We start from the raw sequence: 16,301 nt of genomic DNA, 5'->3' as shown, positions 1-16,301 counted from the left end.
CGCGTCCTCCGCGGTGAAACGGATCAGCTCGCCACGGCGACGGACTCGGCCGCCTTCGCGAGCGCGTCGGCCTTGTCGGTCTTCTCCCAAGAGAACTCGCCGTTGGGGCCGGGCTCGCGGCCGAAGTGGCCGTGGGCCGCGGTGGCGCTCATCACGGGCCTGGTGAGGCCGAGCTCGGCGATCAGGCCGCGGGGCGTGAGCTTGAAGTGCTCGCGGATGAGCTTGATCATCACGTCCTCGTCGACCTTGCCGGTGCCGAACGTGTTCACGTTCACGCTCACCGGCTCGGCCACGCCGATCGCGTAGGCGAGCTGCACCTCGACCTCGTCGGCCAGGCCGGCCGCCACGAGGTTCTTCGCCACGTAGCGGGCCATGTACGCGGCCGAGCGGTCGACCTTGCTCGGGTCCTTGCCGCTGAACGCGCCGCCGCCGTGGCGGCCGCGGCCGCCGTAGGTGTCGACGATGATCTTGCGGCCGGTCAGGCCGGTGTCGCCGTGCGGGCCGCCGATGACGAACTTGCCGGTCGGGTTGATGTGGTAGGTGATCTCGCCGTCGACGTACTCCTTGGGGAGGACCGGCTCGATCGCCTTCTTGATGATCTCTTGCTTGGCCTCGTCGGTGATCTTCGTGCCGCACTTGGCGAGGATCGACTCGTCGTGCTGGGTGCTGACGACGATCGTGTCGATCCGGATCGGCTTGTTGTCCGGCCCGTACTCGACGGTGACCTGGCTCTTGGAGTCCGGCCGCAGCCACTTGAGCTCGCCCGATTGGCGCAGCTGCGCGAGCTTCTCCACGATGCGGTGCGACACGTGGATCGGCAGCGGCATGAGCACGTCGGTCTCGTTGCACGCGTAGCCGAACATCAGGCCTTGGTCGCCCGCGCCCTGCTCGCCCTCGACGTCCGACGCCTTGTCGACGCCCTGCGCGATGTCGGCCGACTGCTCGTGGATCGCGTTCAGCACGCCGCAATCGTGGCTGAAGCCGATCGACGGGTCGGTGTAGCCGATCCGCTTGATCGTCTCGCGGACCACCTTCTGCACGTCGACGTAGTGGCTCGTGCGGACCTCGCCGGCGACCACCACCTGGCCGGTCGTGCAGAGCGTCTCGACGGCGACACGCGCGTTGGCCGGGTCGGGGTCGTGGGCGAGGATGTCGTCGACGATGGCGTCGGAGATCTGGTCCGACACCTTGTCGGGGTGCCCCATCGAGACTGATTCGCTAGTGAAGAGGTAGTTGCCGGACGCCACGTGGGAACTCCTGAGGGTCGCTGCGGGCCCGCCGCGGGGCCGTGTTGGGTTTCTGACAATCTAGTAAGATATCCGGCCCACGGGGGCTATCGCAACGGGGACACCCCGCGGCGCGCGGGTTTCACCGCTACCGTGCCTATAGGCTCCGGGGGCGCCCACCGAGACCGCTTCGGGCCGCCAGGCCTGCCCCGCCCGGCACGACAGCTGCTTGCGACCCGTGTCGCGGCTCGGACCCGCCGCGCCCGGGAAATCACAAGAACAACGAAGCACGAGACCACCGCGTCAGAGGAGTCGCCAAACCGATGCCCGCCCCCGCCGAACTCGCCGACCGCCTCGCCCGCCACGGCCAAGAGCACGTGCTCCGCTTCTGGGACGAGCTCTCCGACGACCAGCGGCAGCGGCTGGCCGGGCAGCTCGACGCGATCGACCTGGACGAGATCGCCGCCCTTTACGCGGGCGACGTCGACCAGCCCGACTGGGAGGCCGCCGCCCGCCGCGCCGAGCCGCCCCGCGCGATGCGGCTGGCCGACCGGCAGTCGGGGCAGGGCGGGGGATTGGGGGTGACCCGCGAAGAGGCGGAGAAACGCGGCAAGGCCGCGCTCGACGCGGGCAAGGTCGGCGTGCTGCTCGTCGCAGGCGGGCAGGGCAGCCGCCTGGGCTTCGAGAAGCCCAAGGGCATGTACCCGATCGGCCCGGTGTCCGCCGCCACGCTGCTGCAGATCCACCTAGAGAAAGCCGTCGCCCTAGCCGAGCGGCACGGCGTGGGCGTTCCGGTCTACCTGATGACCAGCCCGGTCACACACGACGACACGGTCGAGTTCCTCGCCGAGCACGACCGCTTCGGCCTCGCCGAGGACGACCTGTTCATCTTCCGCCAAGGCACGATGCCGGCGGTCGACAAAGAGACCGGCAAGCTGCTGCTCGCCGACAAGGGCGAGCTGTTCCTCAGCCCCGACGGCCACGGCGGCACGGTCGCCGCGCTCGCGACCTACAAGTCGGGAACGTCGGGCAAGTCGGGAACGTCGGGCAAGTCGGAAATGGCCGGCAGGCCGGGCGGCGAAAACGCCGTGGAGCACATGAAGCGCCGCGGGATCGAGTGCCTCTACTACCTGCAGGTCGACAACCCGCTCATCCCGATCGGCGACAAGGAGCTGATCGGCTACCACCTGGCGACCGACAGCGAGCTGACGAGCGTCGCCGTAGCGAAGGAAACGCCCGACGAGAAGCTCGGCAACTTCGTCATGCTCGACGGCAAGCTGTGCGTGATCGAGTACAGCGACTTCCCCGCCGAAGTGGCCGCCCAGACCGACGAAGGGGGCGGCCTCCGGTTCTGGGCCGGCTCGATCGCCGTGCACGTGTTCGGCGTGGCGTTCCTCGAGCGGATGCTCGCGCTGAAAGACGCGCTGCCGTTCCACATCGCCAAGAAGAAGGTGCCGCACCTCGGCGCCGACGGCGAGCCGGTCGACCCGTCCGAGCCGAACGCGCTGAAGTTCGAGCGGTTCATCTTCGACCTGCTGCCGCAAGCCGAGAACCCGATCGTCGTGGAATACGCCGAAGAAGAGATCTTCGCGCCGCTCAAGAACGCGCCCGGCGCCCCGAAGGACACGGCCGAGTACGTGCAGCGTTTCCTCGTGAACCAGCACCGCGGCTGGCTCCAGGCGGCCGGCGTCGAACTGCCGGCCGACACGCCGGTCGAGATCAGCCCCCTCTGGGCGCTCGACGCCGAGGGCGTCCTCGAACGCGCGGCCCGCGGGCCGATCGCGGTCGACGGGCCGACTTACCTGCGCTGAGCGCCGGACGGCGGGTCGCTGTTGACCACGGATGACGCGGATTGCACGGAGGTCGTTCGATCCGTGTCATCCGTGCTATCCGTGGTTGGCTGCTTCTCAGCAAGCGCCAAGCGGACCGCCTCGACGCGCTCCGGCGGAATCACGGGCCACCGGCGCAGCACCCGCGGCGCCCCGGCGATGACCCGCTCCGGCGCGAGCCGCACGCCCTCGGGCGTGTCGACCAACTCGAGCCGGCCGTCCTCCCAACGCCAGTGCTTGCCGCGGACGTGCATCCCGCTATCGAAGACAGACAGGGACGTTTCGGCGATCATGCTGGCGTGAACTGCCGACATCGCACCGATCCAAACCAATAATAGGTTCACGGAAAGGTCGGGTCGAGCGTAGATGCTGCACGCAAAAACGGTCACCCCGACCCCTGCGACGATCGCATGACGCATCAGGTCGATGCGCGCCGGGACGAGAAGCCGTTGCTTGCCGGAAGGTCGGCGTTGCCAGAAGTTGGCATGTGCCCGGGCGTATGCAATCGTCTGAAGGACGATTGAAGCCCACACCTGACCCATCATAAAAAAGAGAAAGCTAAGTCCCGCATCTATCGAAAGCAGCAGTCCCCGACGGATCTGGGCTCCTGCGATGCCAATCGCGCCGGCGTAAAGAGCGAGAAGGGTTGTCGCCCCAATCAATTGCGCTACTGAGTAGCGCCTTCGAAGGAGCAGGCCGTTGAGTCTCGCAAACTGTTAAGCGGTCAGAGAAAGAAAGCCGAAGACCATGATCGGCACAAACAGCTGTGGTCCAGTTAATTCGACGGCGGCTCGCAACACTACGTCGCGGGCGTGAAGCACCGGCCCGCCCAGCCCCGTTTGCCAAACCACCACCCAGATACCGATCGCGATCGCGATGCACAGGAGCGTGTCGCGGGCGGCTCGCTCGGGCGTGGCGGGTCGCTTCGGCATCGCTGGGCACTAGTCCTGTGGCAATCGGCCCTCGGTTGCCGACTATGCTACTCCGAACGGCCATCAGCGGGCCCCAAATCCGTCGGCGCCCGCCGACGGCTGAGCCCAACTGACCACCAACCACTAACCACTCACCACGACCCACCCACCCCGTGAACGAAGTCGAACTCAAATTCCCGCTCGGCGACCGGGCCGACTTCGCCGCCCGGCTGGCCACGCTCGGCGCTGTGCTCGGATCGACGATCGAGCAGGTTGACGCCTATTACAACCACCCGGCGCGCGACTTCGCCCAAACCGATGAGGCGCTGCGCCTGCGGTCGGTCGACGGCGAGGACCGGCTCACCTACAAGGGCCCCAAGCTGGGCGGAGCGGCGCGGACGCGCGAAGAGATCGAGCTGCCGCTGGCCGCCGGCACGGCGGGCGGGTGGGCCGATGTGCTCGACCGGCTCGGTTTCCGCCGGGTCGCCACGGTCAGCAAGCGTCGCACCCTCTACCGCTTGGACCGCGGCCGCACGTACGAACTGTCGATCGACGACGTCCAGGGCCTCGGCCTCTTTGCCGAAATCGAGACCCTCGCCGAGCCGGCCGACAGCCACGCCGCAGCGGACGACGTCGCCCGGCTGGCCGCGGAGCTCGGCCTGAGCGACCCCGAGCCGCGCAGCTACCTCGAACTCGTGCTGGCAAACAGCGAACGCTAAACCCCCAAGCGAAATCAGCCGTCGGCGGAAGCCGACGGATCCCCGCGCCACCGCAGCCGGCGCCGCGCCGCAGGGTGGGCCGATTGCCCGGGCGTGCCTATGGTGGGAGGTCCCTCCCAACCGCTGCCTGCGGCCCCCGCCCGGTTATGTCTCGTGTTGTCCCCACCGCCCCCGCTGCGCCGGTCGCGCCGGCCGAGCCGCGCGGCGCCGACGCGTCGCACGGCGGGCGCCCGGGGGCGGAGCGGCGGAACTTCGTGTGGCTGGTCGTGCACCAGGTGCTCTTCCGGGTGGGCTGGGTCTTCAAGACCGAGAGCATCGTGATGCCGTACTTCCTCGACCTGCTCGGCGGCGGGGCGGTCGTGCGGAGCCTGCTGATGGTGCTCAACCGGATCGGCGCCAGCCTGCCTCCGGTCCTCTACGCGCGGCGGCTGAAGCTGATGCCGCAGAAACGCTGGAGCCTGATGGCGACCACCATCGGCGCCGGCATGCCGTTCGCCGTGATCAGCGTGCTGTGGGCCTCCGACGCGTGGCGGGCGGCCGACGGCGCGCCAGCGTGGTGGACCAAGTGGGTGTTCCTCGCGCTCTACGGCTGGTTCTTCGCGGTCGTGGGGCTGAACCAGCTGTCGGTCCAAACGGTGCAGGGCAAGCTGGTCCGCGCGGAGCGTCGGGGCCGGCTGTTCTCGCTCGGCGTGATCTTCGGCGCGCCGCTGGCGGTGCTCGCCGTCACGACGCTCATGCCGGTGTTCCTCGCCATGCCCGGCGGCGGGTTCGACTACCTGTTCGCCGCGCCGGCCATCGCGTTCACGCTCGCGGGCCTCACGATGCTGGCGATCCGCGAGACCGACGACGACTTCTCCGAGCCCCACGCGAACGGCCTCCGCCGCGTCCGCCGCGCGGCGTGGCTGCTGTTCGAAGACCCCCGCATGCGCCCCGTGGCGGTGGCGACCGCGCTCTACAGCTCGGCCTTCACGCTCTTCCCGCATTACCAGACCCTTGCGCGCGAGTCGGCCGGCGCGGGGTTCGACGTGCGTTCGCTCGTCACCTGGACGGTCACGCAGCACGTGGCCGTGGCCGTCGCGAGCCTCATGGCGGGGCCGATCGCCGACCGCTTCGGATCCCGCCGCGCGGTGCAGCTGGCGATGCTCGGCGCCGCGACCGCGCCGCTCACCGCGATCGCACTAGCCACCGGCGGCGCCTCCGCGTCGGGTCAGGCGTACTGGCTCGTGTTCCTGCCGCTGGGCTTCACGCCGGTCACCAACAAGATGCTGCTCAACTACACGCTGGAGCTCGTCGGCCGAGAACACCATGCGCAGTACACCAGCTCGGTCGGCCTCTGCCTGGCCGCGCCCGTCGTTGTCGGCTCGCCGCTGGTCGGCTCGCTCGTGTGGCGCTTGGGCATCGTCCCGGTCCTCGCCGGCGGCGCGGCGGTCATGCTGCTAGCGGCCGCGATGACGCACCGCATGGTGGAAACGCGGGGCGGGTAGGGGGGACGAGGGACGGGGGACGAGGGACGGGGGACGGGGGACGAGGGAAGCGGGAAGCGGGAAGCGGGAAGCGCGGGGCGGGCGGTTTGCGGCTTGGCGGGCCCGCGGAAACCGGCGCAGCGGGGGGCTGGGGGATTTGGAACAATCCGCCCGCGGCCGGGCGTCCGGCTCGCTTTCCTTCGGTACACCCGCTGCCCTCGACCCCGCGGCGATGACGATCTTCTTCTCTGTCGGCGAACCGAGCGGCGACCTCCACGGCGCCAACCTGATCGGTGCGCTGCGCCGCACGAGCGGCGACGCGATCCGCTTCGTCGGCTTCGGCGGGCCAAAGATGGCGGCCGCCGGCGCCGAGCTGCACCACGACCTGACCGCGCACGCGGTGATGGGCTTCTTACAAGTGGTGGGCGTGATCCCCCGGTTCTTGCGACTCGCGGCCGAGGCCGAGGACTACTTCAGAGAGCACCGTCCCGACGCGGTCGTGCTCGTCGACTTCCCCGGCTTCAACTGGCACATCGCGCGGCGCGCCAAGCGGCACGGCGTGCCGGTCTTCTACTACGGCACGCCCCAGCTCTGGGGCTGGGCGCCGTGGCGCGTGCGCAAGCTGCGGCGGTGGGTCGACCACGCGCTGTGCAAGTTGCCTTTCGAAGAGGCTTGGCTGCGCGAGCGCGGCTGCAACGCGACCCACGTGGGCCACCCCTACTTCGACGAGCTGCACGGCCGCCGCCTCGACGAGATTTTTTTGGCCGAACAACGCGACGCGCCGGGACCCCTCGTGACGCTGTTGCCGGGATCGCGCACGCAAGAAGTCAAGGCGAACCTCGCCACGCTGCTGGAGGCCGCGCGCCTCGTGCGCCAACAAGCGCCCAACGCCCGGTTCGCTGTCGCCGCTTTCAAGCCCGCGCACGCGGAGCGTGTCCGCGCGGCGATCGCCGCGAAGGGCTTCGCCGACGGGCCGGCGCCGTCGGTCCACGTCGGCCGCACGCCGGAGCTGATCGAAGCGGCGCGTTGCTGCTTGGCGGTGTCCGGCTCGGTGTCGCTCGAGCTGCTGCACCACGCGAAGCCCACCGCGATCACGTACCGCGTGTCGTGGCCGATGCACCAGGTGCAGAAGCTGTTCCGACGCGTGCGGTACATCACGCTCGTGAACCTGCTCACGACCGACGAGCTGTTCCCGAAGCGAGTGGGCGTCTACGACCCAGCGGACCCGCGCGACGCGCACGCGCTGATGCCCGAGTACCTCACCTGGCGCGACCCCGCTCCAAGCCTCGCGCGGCACGCCGTCGAGTGGCTCACCGACGAGCCGAAGCGCGACGCCCTCGTCCGCCGGATGCACGCGCTGCGTGACCAGATCGGCGCCGCGGGCGCGTCGGAGCGAGCGGCCGAGTACCTGCTCCGCGAGCTGCCCGGTGCGGCGGCGTCCCGGGCCGCCTGAGGGGTCGCTCGAGGGGCCCTCCCGGGGGCCCGACGCTGGGCGGGCGTGCGGCGGGGTGGTGTAATCGGGCCTTCGTTTCCCGAGCTTTTTCAACCACCGAGCCCCGATGCTGTTCACGAACGTCACGCCCTCGCCGTTTGACCTCTCGTTCCGCCTGCTGGGCGTGCCGGTGCGGATCACGCCGGTCTTCTGGGTCGTCGCTTTGGTGCTCGGGGGCTCGGCGTCGCCGGACATGGCGGTCGTTTGGGTGGCGGCCGTATTGTTGTCGGTGCTCGTGCACGAGTTCGGCCACGCGCTGCTGCAGCGGGGCTTCGGCGGCGAGCCGAGCATCGTGCTCTACGCGTTCGGCGGCTACGCGTCGGCCGTCGGCGTGCGCGACGGCTGGTGGCGGTCGGTGCTGATCTCGCTCGCGGGACCAGCGGCGGGCTTCGCGCTGTTCGGGCTCACGTGGGCGGCGAGGCAGAGCTTCGGCCTGCCCGACTCGCCGCAGGCGCGCGTGTTCGTCGGCAGCTTGCTGTGGGTCAACCTGGTCTGGAGCCTCGTCAACCTCGCGCCGATCTACCCGCTCGACGGCGGTCGCGTCGCGCGCGAGTTGTGCGTGCGCTTCTTGCCCGCGACGACGGGCGTCGTCGCTTCGTTGTTGTTGTCGATCACCGTTGCGCTCGCTCTGGCGGTCTGGTCTTGGAACGCGACGGGGTCACTCTGGAACGTCGCGTTGTTCGCTGCGCTCGCTTTCGAGAACTACCAAACGCTGCAGCAGTACAACCTGTCGCGCGGCGCTTGAGCGCGCCGGAGCGTTCGGTCGGCGCGCTGAGCAGCGCCGCGCTCCGCGCTACAATTTTCGAAAAACCTGTTGCGGCGCTTGCACTAATGCTTACAGTAGCAGCGCAGGTACGGCCGATAAGGTCGACACCGACGCGCAAGCGCGTGTTGCTGAGCCGGCTCACTCGTAACGAGCTCGGTGACTCGACTCGAGTCGATGGCGACACCGACCTCGCACGCGGCGGTCGATCGGAGTCGGTCGTCGAGAGTCGCTGCGGAAGAGCGGCTCGTTCCCGATGCGGCTGACGCGCGCTGTGCCGAACTTACGAACGCAGCCGCCCGTCCACCGCGACTCGTTTTGAGGAGGAAGAACGTGGCGAAAAAGAAGAAGGTGACCAAGAAGAAGACGGCCAAGAAGGTCGCGAAGAAGAAGTCGGCCAAGAAGAAGGCCGCGAAGAAGAAGGGCGCCAAGAAGAAGGGCGTCAAGAAGAAGTCGGCCAAGAAGAAGGCCGCGAAGAAGAAGGGCGCCAAGAAGAAAAAGAAGAAGGCCGCCAAGAAGAAGACGGCCAAGAAGAAGGCCACCAAGAAGAAGACGGCCAAGAAGAAGGTCCGTCGGAAGAAGACCGCCTGAGCGGCGCCGCCGCTGCAGCGGTTAATCGACACAGACCAATCGAAGCCGCGCGTCGGGCCTCCCGCCGCGCGGCTTTTCTTGTTGCGGCGCAAGGGTTTGCGCCGAAGCGCCGCGGCGCAGCCACCGCGTCGAGACGCGCCGCTGAGCCCTCTGCTGGGCCCCTCTGCTGAGCCCCCGAACGGGCCCTCGGTTGGCCTACAAGACCGGCAGGCTAGGCGTCGCGGCGGCGCCCCCTCGCCGGTCGATGATCCGCCGCACCGTGTTGCGGGTGATCTCCAGCAGCGGCGCCGCGATGGCGTCGTCGTCGTAGGCCTCGGCCATGCGGCCGTCGTCGCCGCGGCGACGCAGGTCCACGTTGATCGGCGCCGTGCCGAGGAAGGGCACGCCGAGTTCGGCCGCCTTCTGCCGCGCGCCGCCGGAGCCAAAGATGTCGTGGCTCACGCCGCACTCGGGGCACACGAACACGCTCATGTTCTCGACCACGCCGAGGACGGGCGTCTTGACCTTGCGGAACATGGCGATCGCCTTGACCGCGTCGAGCAGCGCCACGTCTTGCGGCGTGCAGACCACGACCGCGCCGGTAAGCGGCAGCAGTTGCGAGAGCGTCAACGCGATGTCGCCGGTGCCAGGCGGCATGTCGATCAGCAGGTAGTCGAGGTCGCCCCACTCGGTGTCGCGGAGCATCTGGGTGACCGCGCCGTGCAGCATCGGCCCCCGCCAAACGACCGCCTCGCCGGCCGGGACCATCAGCCCCATGCTGATCGCACGCAGCCCGTGGGCCTCGATCGGCTGGAGCTTCCCGTCGGACGCCGTGGGCCGCTCGGTGATCCCGAGCAGGTGCGGCACGCTCGGCCCGTACACGTCGGCGTCCATCAAGCCGACCTTCGCGCCGGCGTTCCGCAGGCCGAAAGCGATCGCCGCGGCGATGGTGCTCTTGCCCACGCCGCCCTTGCCGCTGCCCACCGCGATCACGCTCTTCGCCGTCACGCCGATCTGGCCGAGCTTCTCGGCCGGGCGGTCGAGCTCGGTGGCGGTGACTTCGACTTTCTCGGCCTCCCAGTCCGACTGCGCGGCGATCACCTCGCGCAGCTCGGCGAGGGTCTCGTCGCGGAGGGGGGCGGCCCAGCTGGTGAGGGCGATCTCGACCGCGAGCCGGCCGTCGCGCTCCTGGACCGCGCGGACCTGCTCCATGGCCCCCAGCGGCCGGCCGGTCTCGGGGTCGGGGAACGAATCGACGACGGCGCGGGCTTTCTGCAGGTCGGCCATGGGAGGTCGGGCGAAGCGGGGGTCGGAGAGGGTGGGGGGCAGAGGCCGCCCGGCCCGGCGGCAGGCCCGGCGGAGCGGCTCACGACCGAGTCTATAGGCCCCGCCGCCGGCGAGTAGCCGGGGCGCGGGGCCGGGTCGGGCCGGTTCTGCCGTTTTTTCGCTCAATGCCGTCTGTGCCGCCGGCCGATCAGACCATTCAGCGGAGCCGCACGCCGAGGGCGCGCCGGCCCGAATCGCGCGACGCTCCGCACCGGGCGTCGCTACCGGGGGGGGAACGACTGATGATCCGCAAGCTCTTGTGCGCGGCCGTGGCGGCCGGCGCTGTGGTGGTGGGTTCGCCGCAGGCCGAGGCCCAAAACGCCTACGGCCGGCAGTTCAGCGGCACTTATACCAGCACCGACTGGAACCGCTTCTACCACTACCCGTACGTGTACTACCCCCAGAACTACTGGGGCAGCGAGTACTACCGCTCCGCCGACAGCCTGTACTACCGGTACCCGCCCGAGATGCGGATCCCGGTCTACAACAAGCGGTGGCACAACTACTACCCAAGCCCCCGCCAATTCCACTCGGGCCACCACTTCGTGCTCGACGTTTTCTGAGGCCGCGAGTGCGAGCGACGTCTTGCCGAAGGCAAGCGGAGCCGCCAGGAGCGCAGCACTCGGGCCACCACTTCGTGCTCGACGCGTTCTGATTCCGCGGGGTGCGAGCGACGTCTTGCCCGGAGGCAAGCGGAGCCGCTCGAGACGTAAGCCGAGCGACGTCTTGCCGAAGGCAAGCGGAGCCGCCAGAAACCCGGCCTCGTGCAGAAGGCCTGAGCCCCGGGGCGTCAGCCCGGGGAGTTGCGCCAGAGTTGGTTCGGCTCGCGACCCCCCGGGCTGACGCCCCGGGGCTCAGTTGCTTTTCTGGCGTCGCAGTGGGCTTGTCGGCTCGGTCGGCGGTTTGCGGACCGTCGGCTATCGGCTTTGGCTGTTCAACAGCTTCTGCGCCCGATCGGCCGCCTCGGTTCCGCCGTGGTCGCTGACGATCCGCTCGAGCTGGCTCTTGCCCCGGCGCATGGCCGCCGGGCCGCCTCGCGCGGCGGTGGCTATCGCCTTCTCGAGAAGGTTCGCTGCCTCGACCTGGCGCTCGATCTCGGCGTCCTCGGCGAGCTCGTCGCGTTTGGTCTCGACCCGATCGACCAGCGGCAGGTCCTCGTAGTCGGAGAACTGTTCGACGATCCGGTTGAGCGCCTTGTAAGCGGCCCACTTGTCCCCCTCGTCGAGCGCGTCCTTCGCTTGCTTGGCGAGCTCGGTGGCGTGTTCGCTGACCGCGGTTTGGAGCCGCTCGGCCGCGCTCTTGACGCCCTCCTCGTTGCTCGACGCCGCGCGGTTGACCGCGCGGGCGGCGGACGCGAAGTCGCCGAACTCGATGCTCTCCCAGGCGCGCATCAGCTCGCGCGGGATCCCTTGGGGCGCCACGCGCCACGCGGCGCCTTCGAGCGCCTGCTTGACGGTCGCCTCGAAGTCGGTTCCCACGCCCGACTCGATCTCCCCTTCGCCGTTGAGGGAGCGGACGGCGAAGTACGGGCCCTGCGGCGTGAGGGCGGGCACGCCCATCGCGTTGGCGAGCGACCCGTTGGGGTCGTGGACCAGGCGCCACTGCACGCGGTTGCGGCTGACGTAGCGCCCCAGCTCGCGCGGGTCGGTCCCGGAGTTCACCGCCACGAACAGCACGGGCTCGCCCTGGTGCTTCGCGGCCATCGCGTTGAGCATCGGCCACTGCTCGGCGCACGCTGCGCACTGCTCCTCGAAGAAGTAGAACACCACGCCCTTCCCGTCGAGCGCCGCCATCGACAGCGGCGGGGAGTTGGTCCACAGCCGCGGGTCGGCGGGCAGCTCGACCTGGTCCGCGTCGATATTGACCGGGCCGCCGGTCGCGGCGGCCGACGCGGCTAGCTGGGCCTGTTGCTGCGCCCGCTCGCGAGCGCGGAGCTCGGCTAGCGCGCGCGGCCCCGTTTGCGCGAGGGCGGTCGCCGCGGGGGCGACGGCCGCCACGGCGATCAGGAGGTATCGATTGGAGTCGGCAGGACGCATTCTCGCTGTTCCGTGATTAGGAGGCTCGGTCGGGTGAGCGGGCCGTCGTCGGTTCGGCCGACACGCGCCGATTTGTTCCGCCGCCGGCGGGCCGCCGGCCCCGGCCGCCGACAATTCTAGCTCGCCGCAAAGGCGGCCTCACTCGGGGGTGCGCCCCTCGACGAGCTCTTTTTCCCACTGCTGCATCAGCGGCCAGCCGGTCGCGCAGGTGCCGAAGTCGGCCAGGTGCTGGTAGCCTTCCAGCCGCGCGATGGTCGCGTCGATCAGCCGGTCGTCCTTGCGGAACGCCGGCCCGTGGCTGGGCAGCAGCCAGCGCACGTCGCTGTCGCGGATCCGGCGGAGCGACCGGACGAAGTCTTCGAGGTTGCTGCCGTGGTGCGCGTCGATCACGCCGACCGAACCGTCCCGGAAAAGGTTGTCGCCGGAGAACAGCAGCTCCCCGAGCCGGAAGGCGAGCTGGCCGTCGGTGTGGCCCGGCGTGTGCCAGACCTCGAGCTCGAGTCCGCCGATCCGGATGACGTCGCCGTCCTCAACGAGCCGCTCGCACTTAACCGGCGGCATCGGCAGGTCGATCCCCTGCGCGCCGATGTGGGCGAACGTGGCGATCCGGTCGCCCGACTCGAGCTTCTTGGCCGCTACCGGGTGGCAAGCGACTTGGGTCTTGAGGATCTGCTTCGCCTTGGCGAGGCCCTGGATATGGTCCACGTCGGCGTGCGAGGCGATCAGCGTCACGCACCGTGAGAACGGGAAATCGAGCTGCCGGATCAGCTCCAGCACCTCGTCGACGGCGTCCTCGTAGCCGATGTCGATCAGCGCCCACGCGTCGTCGTCGTAGATCAGGTAGACACTGCAAGTCACGCGTCGCCGCGCCTGATGGTTCAGTTCGATGACGTTCGGGAATAGCGGCGTCCGCTGCAGCATGCCGTTGATCGCAGTTGTCGAGAGGGGTTTGGCGCCTGCGGCCGTCCGCGAGTGCTCGTTCCGCCAATAATACGGGCGGTTTGGCGCTACCCGCAAGCAAGCGGCCCAGAGTCACCGGCTCCGCCGCCCGCCGGCTGACCGGCTCCGCCGCCCGTCAGCCGCGGAGAATCGCCGCCAGACCGGCCCGGTAGTCGGTGTAAGCGAGTTTCACGCCGAGCCGCTCGACGAGCAGCCGGTTCCGCACCCGCTTGTCCGCCGCGGCCCGCGCCGCTCGGGGCGAGCCGGGCTCGGGCTCGACGAACCGCGGCGGCGGGGCGCCGAGCAGCCGCGCGGCCTCGGCGTAGTAGTCGCTCCGCTGCGGGGGAGAGCCGTCGCTCACGCAGACCACACTCGGCGGCGCGCTTGCTTGGGCGGCCGCCAACACGGCCGATGCGGCGTCATCCACATGGATTAGATTCAGCCAGCCCGTCTGCGGAGCGGCGATCGGCTCGCCCCGCCGCAGCGCGTCGGCGTAGGGCAATCGGCCCGGCCCGTAGATGCCCGCGAGCCGGAGCGTGACCCCGCGGTCGCGGCGCCCGCCGCTGTGCAAGGTCTGCTCCGCCGCGAGCGACGCCTTGCCGCCGTCGCGCGACGGGTTTGCCGGCGTCGCTTCGTCGACCCAGTCGCCGCGGGCGTCGCCGTACACGCCGGTCGTGCTGATGTAGATGATGCGTCCCGCGTTCGGCGCGGCGGCGAGCACGTTTTGTAGCCCGGCGGCGTAGACCTCGAGGATCGACGCGGCGGCCGAGCGGTCGTACCCCACCGCGTACAGCAGCGTGTCCGCTGTGGGCAGCCCGCGGAGCGACTCCGGAGCGGTCACGTCCGCCACGAGCGGCTCGAGCCCCTCTTCGGCCAGGCGATCGGCGCGCTCGCTGCTCCGTGTGACGGCGATCACCCGATCGCCCCCCGCACGCCAACGGTCGGCGACCCGCTTGCCGAGGTAGCCGCAGCCGAAGATCAACCGTGTCGCCATCACCGATCTCGGGCCGTGGGGGCGTGCCGTTCGTCCGCCGACCAACGTACCCGGATCGGCCCCGGTCCGATACACTCGGCCGCTCGGCACAGAGCGATCCACAAGCCCGCGGCGCCCCCGGCACGCCGCGTGCGGCCACCCCGAGGGCGATTCCGAACGATGAGTGCAGACTCCGACTCGCGCGAACAACTGCCGCACCTGGGTTGGCTCGAGTGGTGCGCGTTGCCCGAACTGGGTGTCCCCTTGTTGCAAGCGAAGGTCGACACCGGCGCGAAGACCTCGTCGCTCCACGCGGAAGAGCTGGAGATCGTCGACGTGGGCGGCAAGCACGTGGCGCGTTTCTTGGTCCACACGCGTCGCGCCGAATACCGTTGCGAGTGCCCCGTGCACGACGAGCGGCACGTGAAGAGCTCGTCGGGCCACGAGGAGTTGCGGGTGGTGGTGCGTACGCTTTGCGTGCTCGGCCGGAAGCGGTGGCGGATCGAGCTGACGCTCACCGACCGCACCGCGATGAAGTTCCCGATGCTGCTCGGCCGCGGCGCGATGGCCGAGCGGTTCGCCGTCGACCCGTCGGCGGTGTACCTGCGCGGCAGACCCAAAACCAAGCGGAAGCCCCGCGCGTCGTGACGACGCCGACCCCCCTCTGGCTTGGACCAATCGACTCGTAAGGAAACCCGATGAAGCTGGCGATCCTCTCGCGCAACCCCCACTGCTACAGCAGCCGCCGCTTGCGCGACGCGGCCGAGAGCCGCGGCCACAAGGTCAAGGTGCTCGACACGCTGAAGTTCTCGATCGACCTGGCCCAAGGCGAGCCCGACCTGTACTTCCGCTCCAAGCCCCTCAGCGAGTACGACGCGGTCCTGCCGCGGATCGGCGCGTCGATCACGTACTACGGCACGGCCGTGCTGCGGCAGTTCGAGCAGATGGACGTATTCTCCGCGAACCCCTCGTGGGGCGTGGCCAACTCGCGCGACAAGCTCCGCTGCCTGCAGATCCTCAGCAAGCACCGCATCGGCATGCCGCCGACCACCTTCGTACGCGACCGCAAGGACATCCTGCCGGCCATCGAGCGCGTGGGCGGCGCGCCGGTCGTGATCAAGCTGATCGAGGGCACGCAGGGCGTGGGGGTGATCCTCGCCGAGTCCAACAAGGTCGCCGAGGCCATCATCGAGACCCTCCAGAGCACCAAGCAGAACGTGCTCGTGCAGAAGTTCGTCGCCGAGAGCAAGGGCCGCGACCTGCGCGCGTTCGTCGTCGGGGACCAGGTGGTCGCCGCCATGCGCCGCGTGGCAACCGGCAACGAGTTCCGCAGCAACGTGCACCGCGGCGGCTCGACCGAGGTGGTCGACATCAGCGACGAAGCGGCCAAGGTCGCCGTCCGCTCGGCCCAGATCATGGGCCTCCGCGTGGCGGGCGTCGACATGCTCGAGTCCAACGAGGGCCCCCAGGTGATGGAGGTCAACTCCTCGCCCGGCCTCGAGGGGATCGAGAAGTGCACGCAGCTCGACATCGCCGGGGCGATCATCGACTACATCGCCGCGAGGGTCGACTTCCCCGAGGTCGATATCCACCAGCGGCTCACCGTCAGCCGCGGCTACGGCGTGACCGAGATCCACATCCCCGAGGGCTCCGACTACGTGGGCCGCACGATCGACGAGTCGGGCCTGCCCGACCGGGACGTCAACGTGCTGACGCTCTACCGCGACACGAGCGTGATCCCCAACCCGCGGCTGAAGCGCACCCTCGAGCCGAACGACCGCCTGCTCTGCTTCGGCAAGCTCGACGCGATGCGCGAGCTGGTCCCCGAGAAGATCCGCAAGCAACGCCGCCCGAAGATCAAGGACCTGCCCGAAGAGACCGACGCCCCGGCCACCCGGTCGTAGCCCCGCCTGATCGTGTGGCTGCTCTGCGATTCGAGACAAACGCGACAGTCTGAAAATCGTGTTTGTCCGCAAAAACGTTGCAAAACGGGGGTTAAGTCGTTGCGCCCAGGCGACTTAGCGAAGCGTTACACGCCGACCCCCAACTGTAAC

Annotated in this window: 16 protein-coding genes; 9 read left to right on the top strand and 7 right to left on the bottom strand. The window is 69.5% G+C overall.

Annotated features, from left to right (window positions below; genetic code table 11):
- Window positions 1-23: 23 nt before the first annotated feature.
- Window positions 24-1,247, bottom strand: a complete 1,224-nt coding sequence (metK, locus tag RIC11_RS18790) for a methionine adenosyltransferase (RefSeq protein WP_350213846.1) — start codon at window positions 1,245-1,247, stop codon at window positions 24-26.
- Window positions 1,248-1,549: 302 nt separating this feature from the next.
- On the opposite strand from metK, the gene RIC11_RS18785 reads away from it, so the two are divergent.
- Entirely contained in the window at window positions 1,550-3,037 is a 1,488-nt protein-coding gene (locus RIC11_RS18785) for a UTP--glucose-1-phosphate uridylyltransferase (RefSeq protein ID WP_350213844.1), read from the top strand.
- Here RIC11_RS18785 and RIC11_RS18780 read toward each other — a convergent pair.
- Together RIC11_RS18780 and RIC11_RS18775 are read right to left on the bottom strand one after the other, a co-directional pair.
- Entirely contained in the window at window positions 3,025-3,600 is a 576-nt protein-coding gene (locus RIC11_RS18780) for a hypothetical protein (protein WP_350213842.1), read from the bottom strand. The genes RIC11_RS18785 and RIC11_RS18780 overlap by 13 nt on opposite strands.
- Window positions 3,601-3,771: 171 nt before the next feature.
- Window positions 3,772-3,987 carry a hypothetical protein gene (locus RIC11_RS18775; RefSeq protein WP_350213839.1) on the bottom strand — a complete coding sequence of 72 codons (216 nt, stop codon included), beginning with the start codon at window positions 3,985-3,987 and terminating at the stop codon, window positions 3,772-3,774.
- Between the two features lie 152 nt (window positions 3,988-4,139).
- Between RIC11_RS18775 and cyaB the strand changes: the two genes are divergently transcribed.
- The 5 genes from cyaB to RIC11_RS18750 all read left to right on the top strand — a co-directional run bounded on the left by cyaB (window position 4,140) and on the right by RIC11_RS18750 (window position 8,994).
- The gene (gene cyaB / locus RIC11_RS18770; RefSeq protein ID WP_350213837.1) at window positions 4,140-4,685 is read left to right on the top strand and encodes a class IV adenylate cyclase; all 546 of its coding nucleotides are present in this window, start codon (window positions 4,140-4,142) and stop codon (window positions 4,683-4,685) included.
- A gap of 146 nt (window positions 4,686-4,831) precedes the next feature.
- Window positions 4,832-6,169, top strand: coding sequence for an MFS transporter (locus tag RIC11_RS18765; protein ID WP_350213835.1), 1,338 nt, complete (start codon window positions 4,832-4,834; stop codon window positions 6,167-6,169).
- 211 nt (window positions 6,170-6,380) lie between these two features.
- Window positions 6,381-7,601, top strand: a complete 1,221-nt coding sequence (locus RIC11_RS18760) for a lipid-A-disaccharide synthase (RefSeq protein WP_350213833.1) — start codon at window positions 6,381-6,383, stop codon at window positions 7,599-7,601.
- Window positions 7,602-7,707: 106 nt separating this feature from the next.
- Window positions 7,708-8,385 carry a zinc metalloprotease gene (locus tag RIC11_RS18755; protein ID WP_350213831.1) on the top strand — a complete coding sequence of 226 codons (678 nt, stop codon included), beginning with the start codon at window positions 7,708-7,710 and terminating at the stop codon, window positions 8,383-8,385.
- Window positions 8,386-8,736: 351 nt separating this feature from the next.
- Complete coding sequence (locus tag RIC11_RS18750; RefSeq protein WP_350213987.1) at window positions 8,737-8,994, top strand: hypothetical protein; 258 nt, start codon at window positions 8,737-8,739, stop codon at window positions 8,992-8,994.
- Between the two features lie 195 nt (window positions 8,995-9,189).
- Here RIC11_RS18750 and RIC11_RS18745 read toward each other — a convergent pair whose 3' ends face one another.
- On the bottom strand, window positions 9,190-10,260 hold the full coding sequence (locus RIC11_RS18745) for an Mrp/NBP35 family ATP-binding protein (protein WP_350213829.1): 1,071 nt from the start codon (window positions 10,258-10,260) through the stop codon (window positions 9,190-9,192).
- Window positions 10,261-10,541: 281 nt separating this feature from the next.
- On the opposite strand from RIC11_RS18745, the gene RIC11_RS18740 reads away from it, so the two are divergent.
- Window positions 10,542-10,862: a calmodulin-binding protein gene (locus RIC11_RS18740; protein ID WP_350213827.1), complete on the top strand. Its 321-nt coding sequence runs from the start codon at window positions 10,542-10,544 to the stop codon at window positions 10,860-10,862.
- Between the two features lie 354 nt (window positions 10,863-11,216).
- Here the strand turns inward: RIC11_RS18740 and RIC11_RS18735 are convergent, their stop codons facing one another.
- From RIC11_RS18735 to RIC11_RS18725, 3 genes are all read right to left on the bottom strand, one after another.
- Entirely contained in the window at window positions 11,217-12,335 is a 1,119-nt protein-coding gene (locus RIC11_RS18735; protein ID WP_350213825.1) for a TlpA family protein disulfide reductase, read from the bottom strand.
- A gap of 138 nt (window positions 12,336-12,473) precedes the next feature.
- Entirely contained in the window at window positions 12,474-13,256 is a 783-nt protein-coding gene (locus RIC11_RS18730; protein WP_350213824.1) for an MBL fold metallo-hydrolase, read from the bottom strand.
- 154 nt (window positions 13,257-13,410) lie between these two features.
- Complete coding sequence (locus RIC11_RS18725; RefSeq protein WP_350213823.1) at window positions 13,411-14,268, bottom strand: NAD-dependent epimerase/dehydratase family protein; 858 nt, start codon at window positions 14,266-14,268, stop codon at window positions 13,411-13,413.
- 159 nt (window positions 14,269-14,427) lie between these two features.
- Between RIC11_RS18725 and RIC11_RS18720 the strand changes: the two genes are divergently transcribed.
- Together RIC11_RS18720 and rimK are read left to right on the top strand one after the other, a co-directional pair.
- A complete protein-coding gene (locus RIC11_RS18720; RefSeq protein WP_350213821.1) occupies window positions 14,428-14,895 on the top strand; it encodes an ATP-dependent zinc protease family protein in 468 nt (155 codons plus the stop codon).
- 50 nt (window positions 14,896-14,945) lie between these two features.
- A complete protein-coding gene (gene rimK / locus RIC11_RS18715) occupies window positions 14,946-16,151 on the top strand; it encodes a 30S ribosomal protein S6--L-glutamate ligase (RefSeq protein WP_350213819.1) in 1,206 nt (401 codons plus the stop codon).
- Window positions 16,152-16,301 lie beyond the last annotated feature (150 nt).

This window comes from Botrimarina sp., assembly GCF_040219535.1.
Classification (GTDB): domain Bacteria; phylum Planctomycetota; class Planctomycetia; order Pirellulales; family Lacipirellulaceae; genus Botrimarina.
Note: the sequence above shows the minus strand (reverse complement) of the source record. Positions and strands in the feature narration are given on the sequence as shown.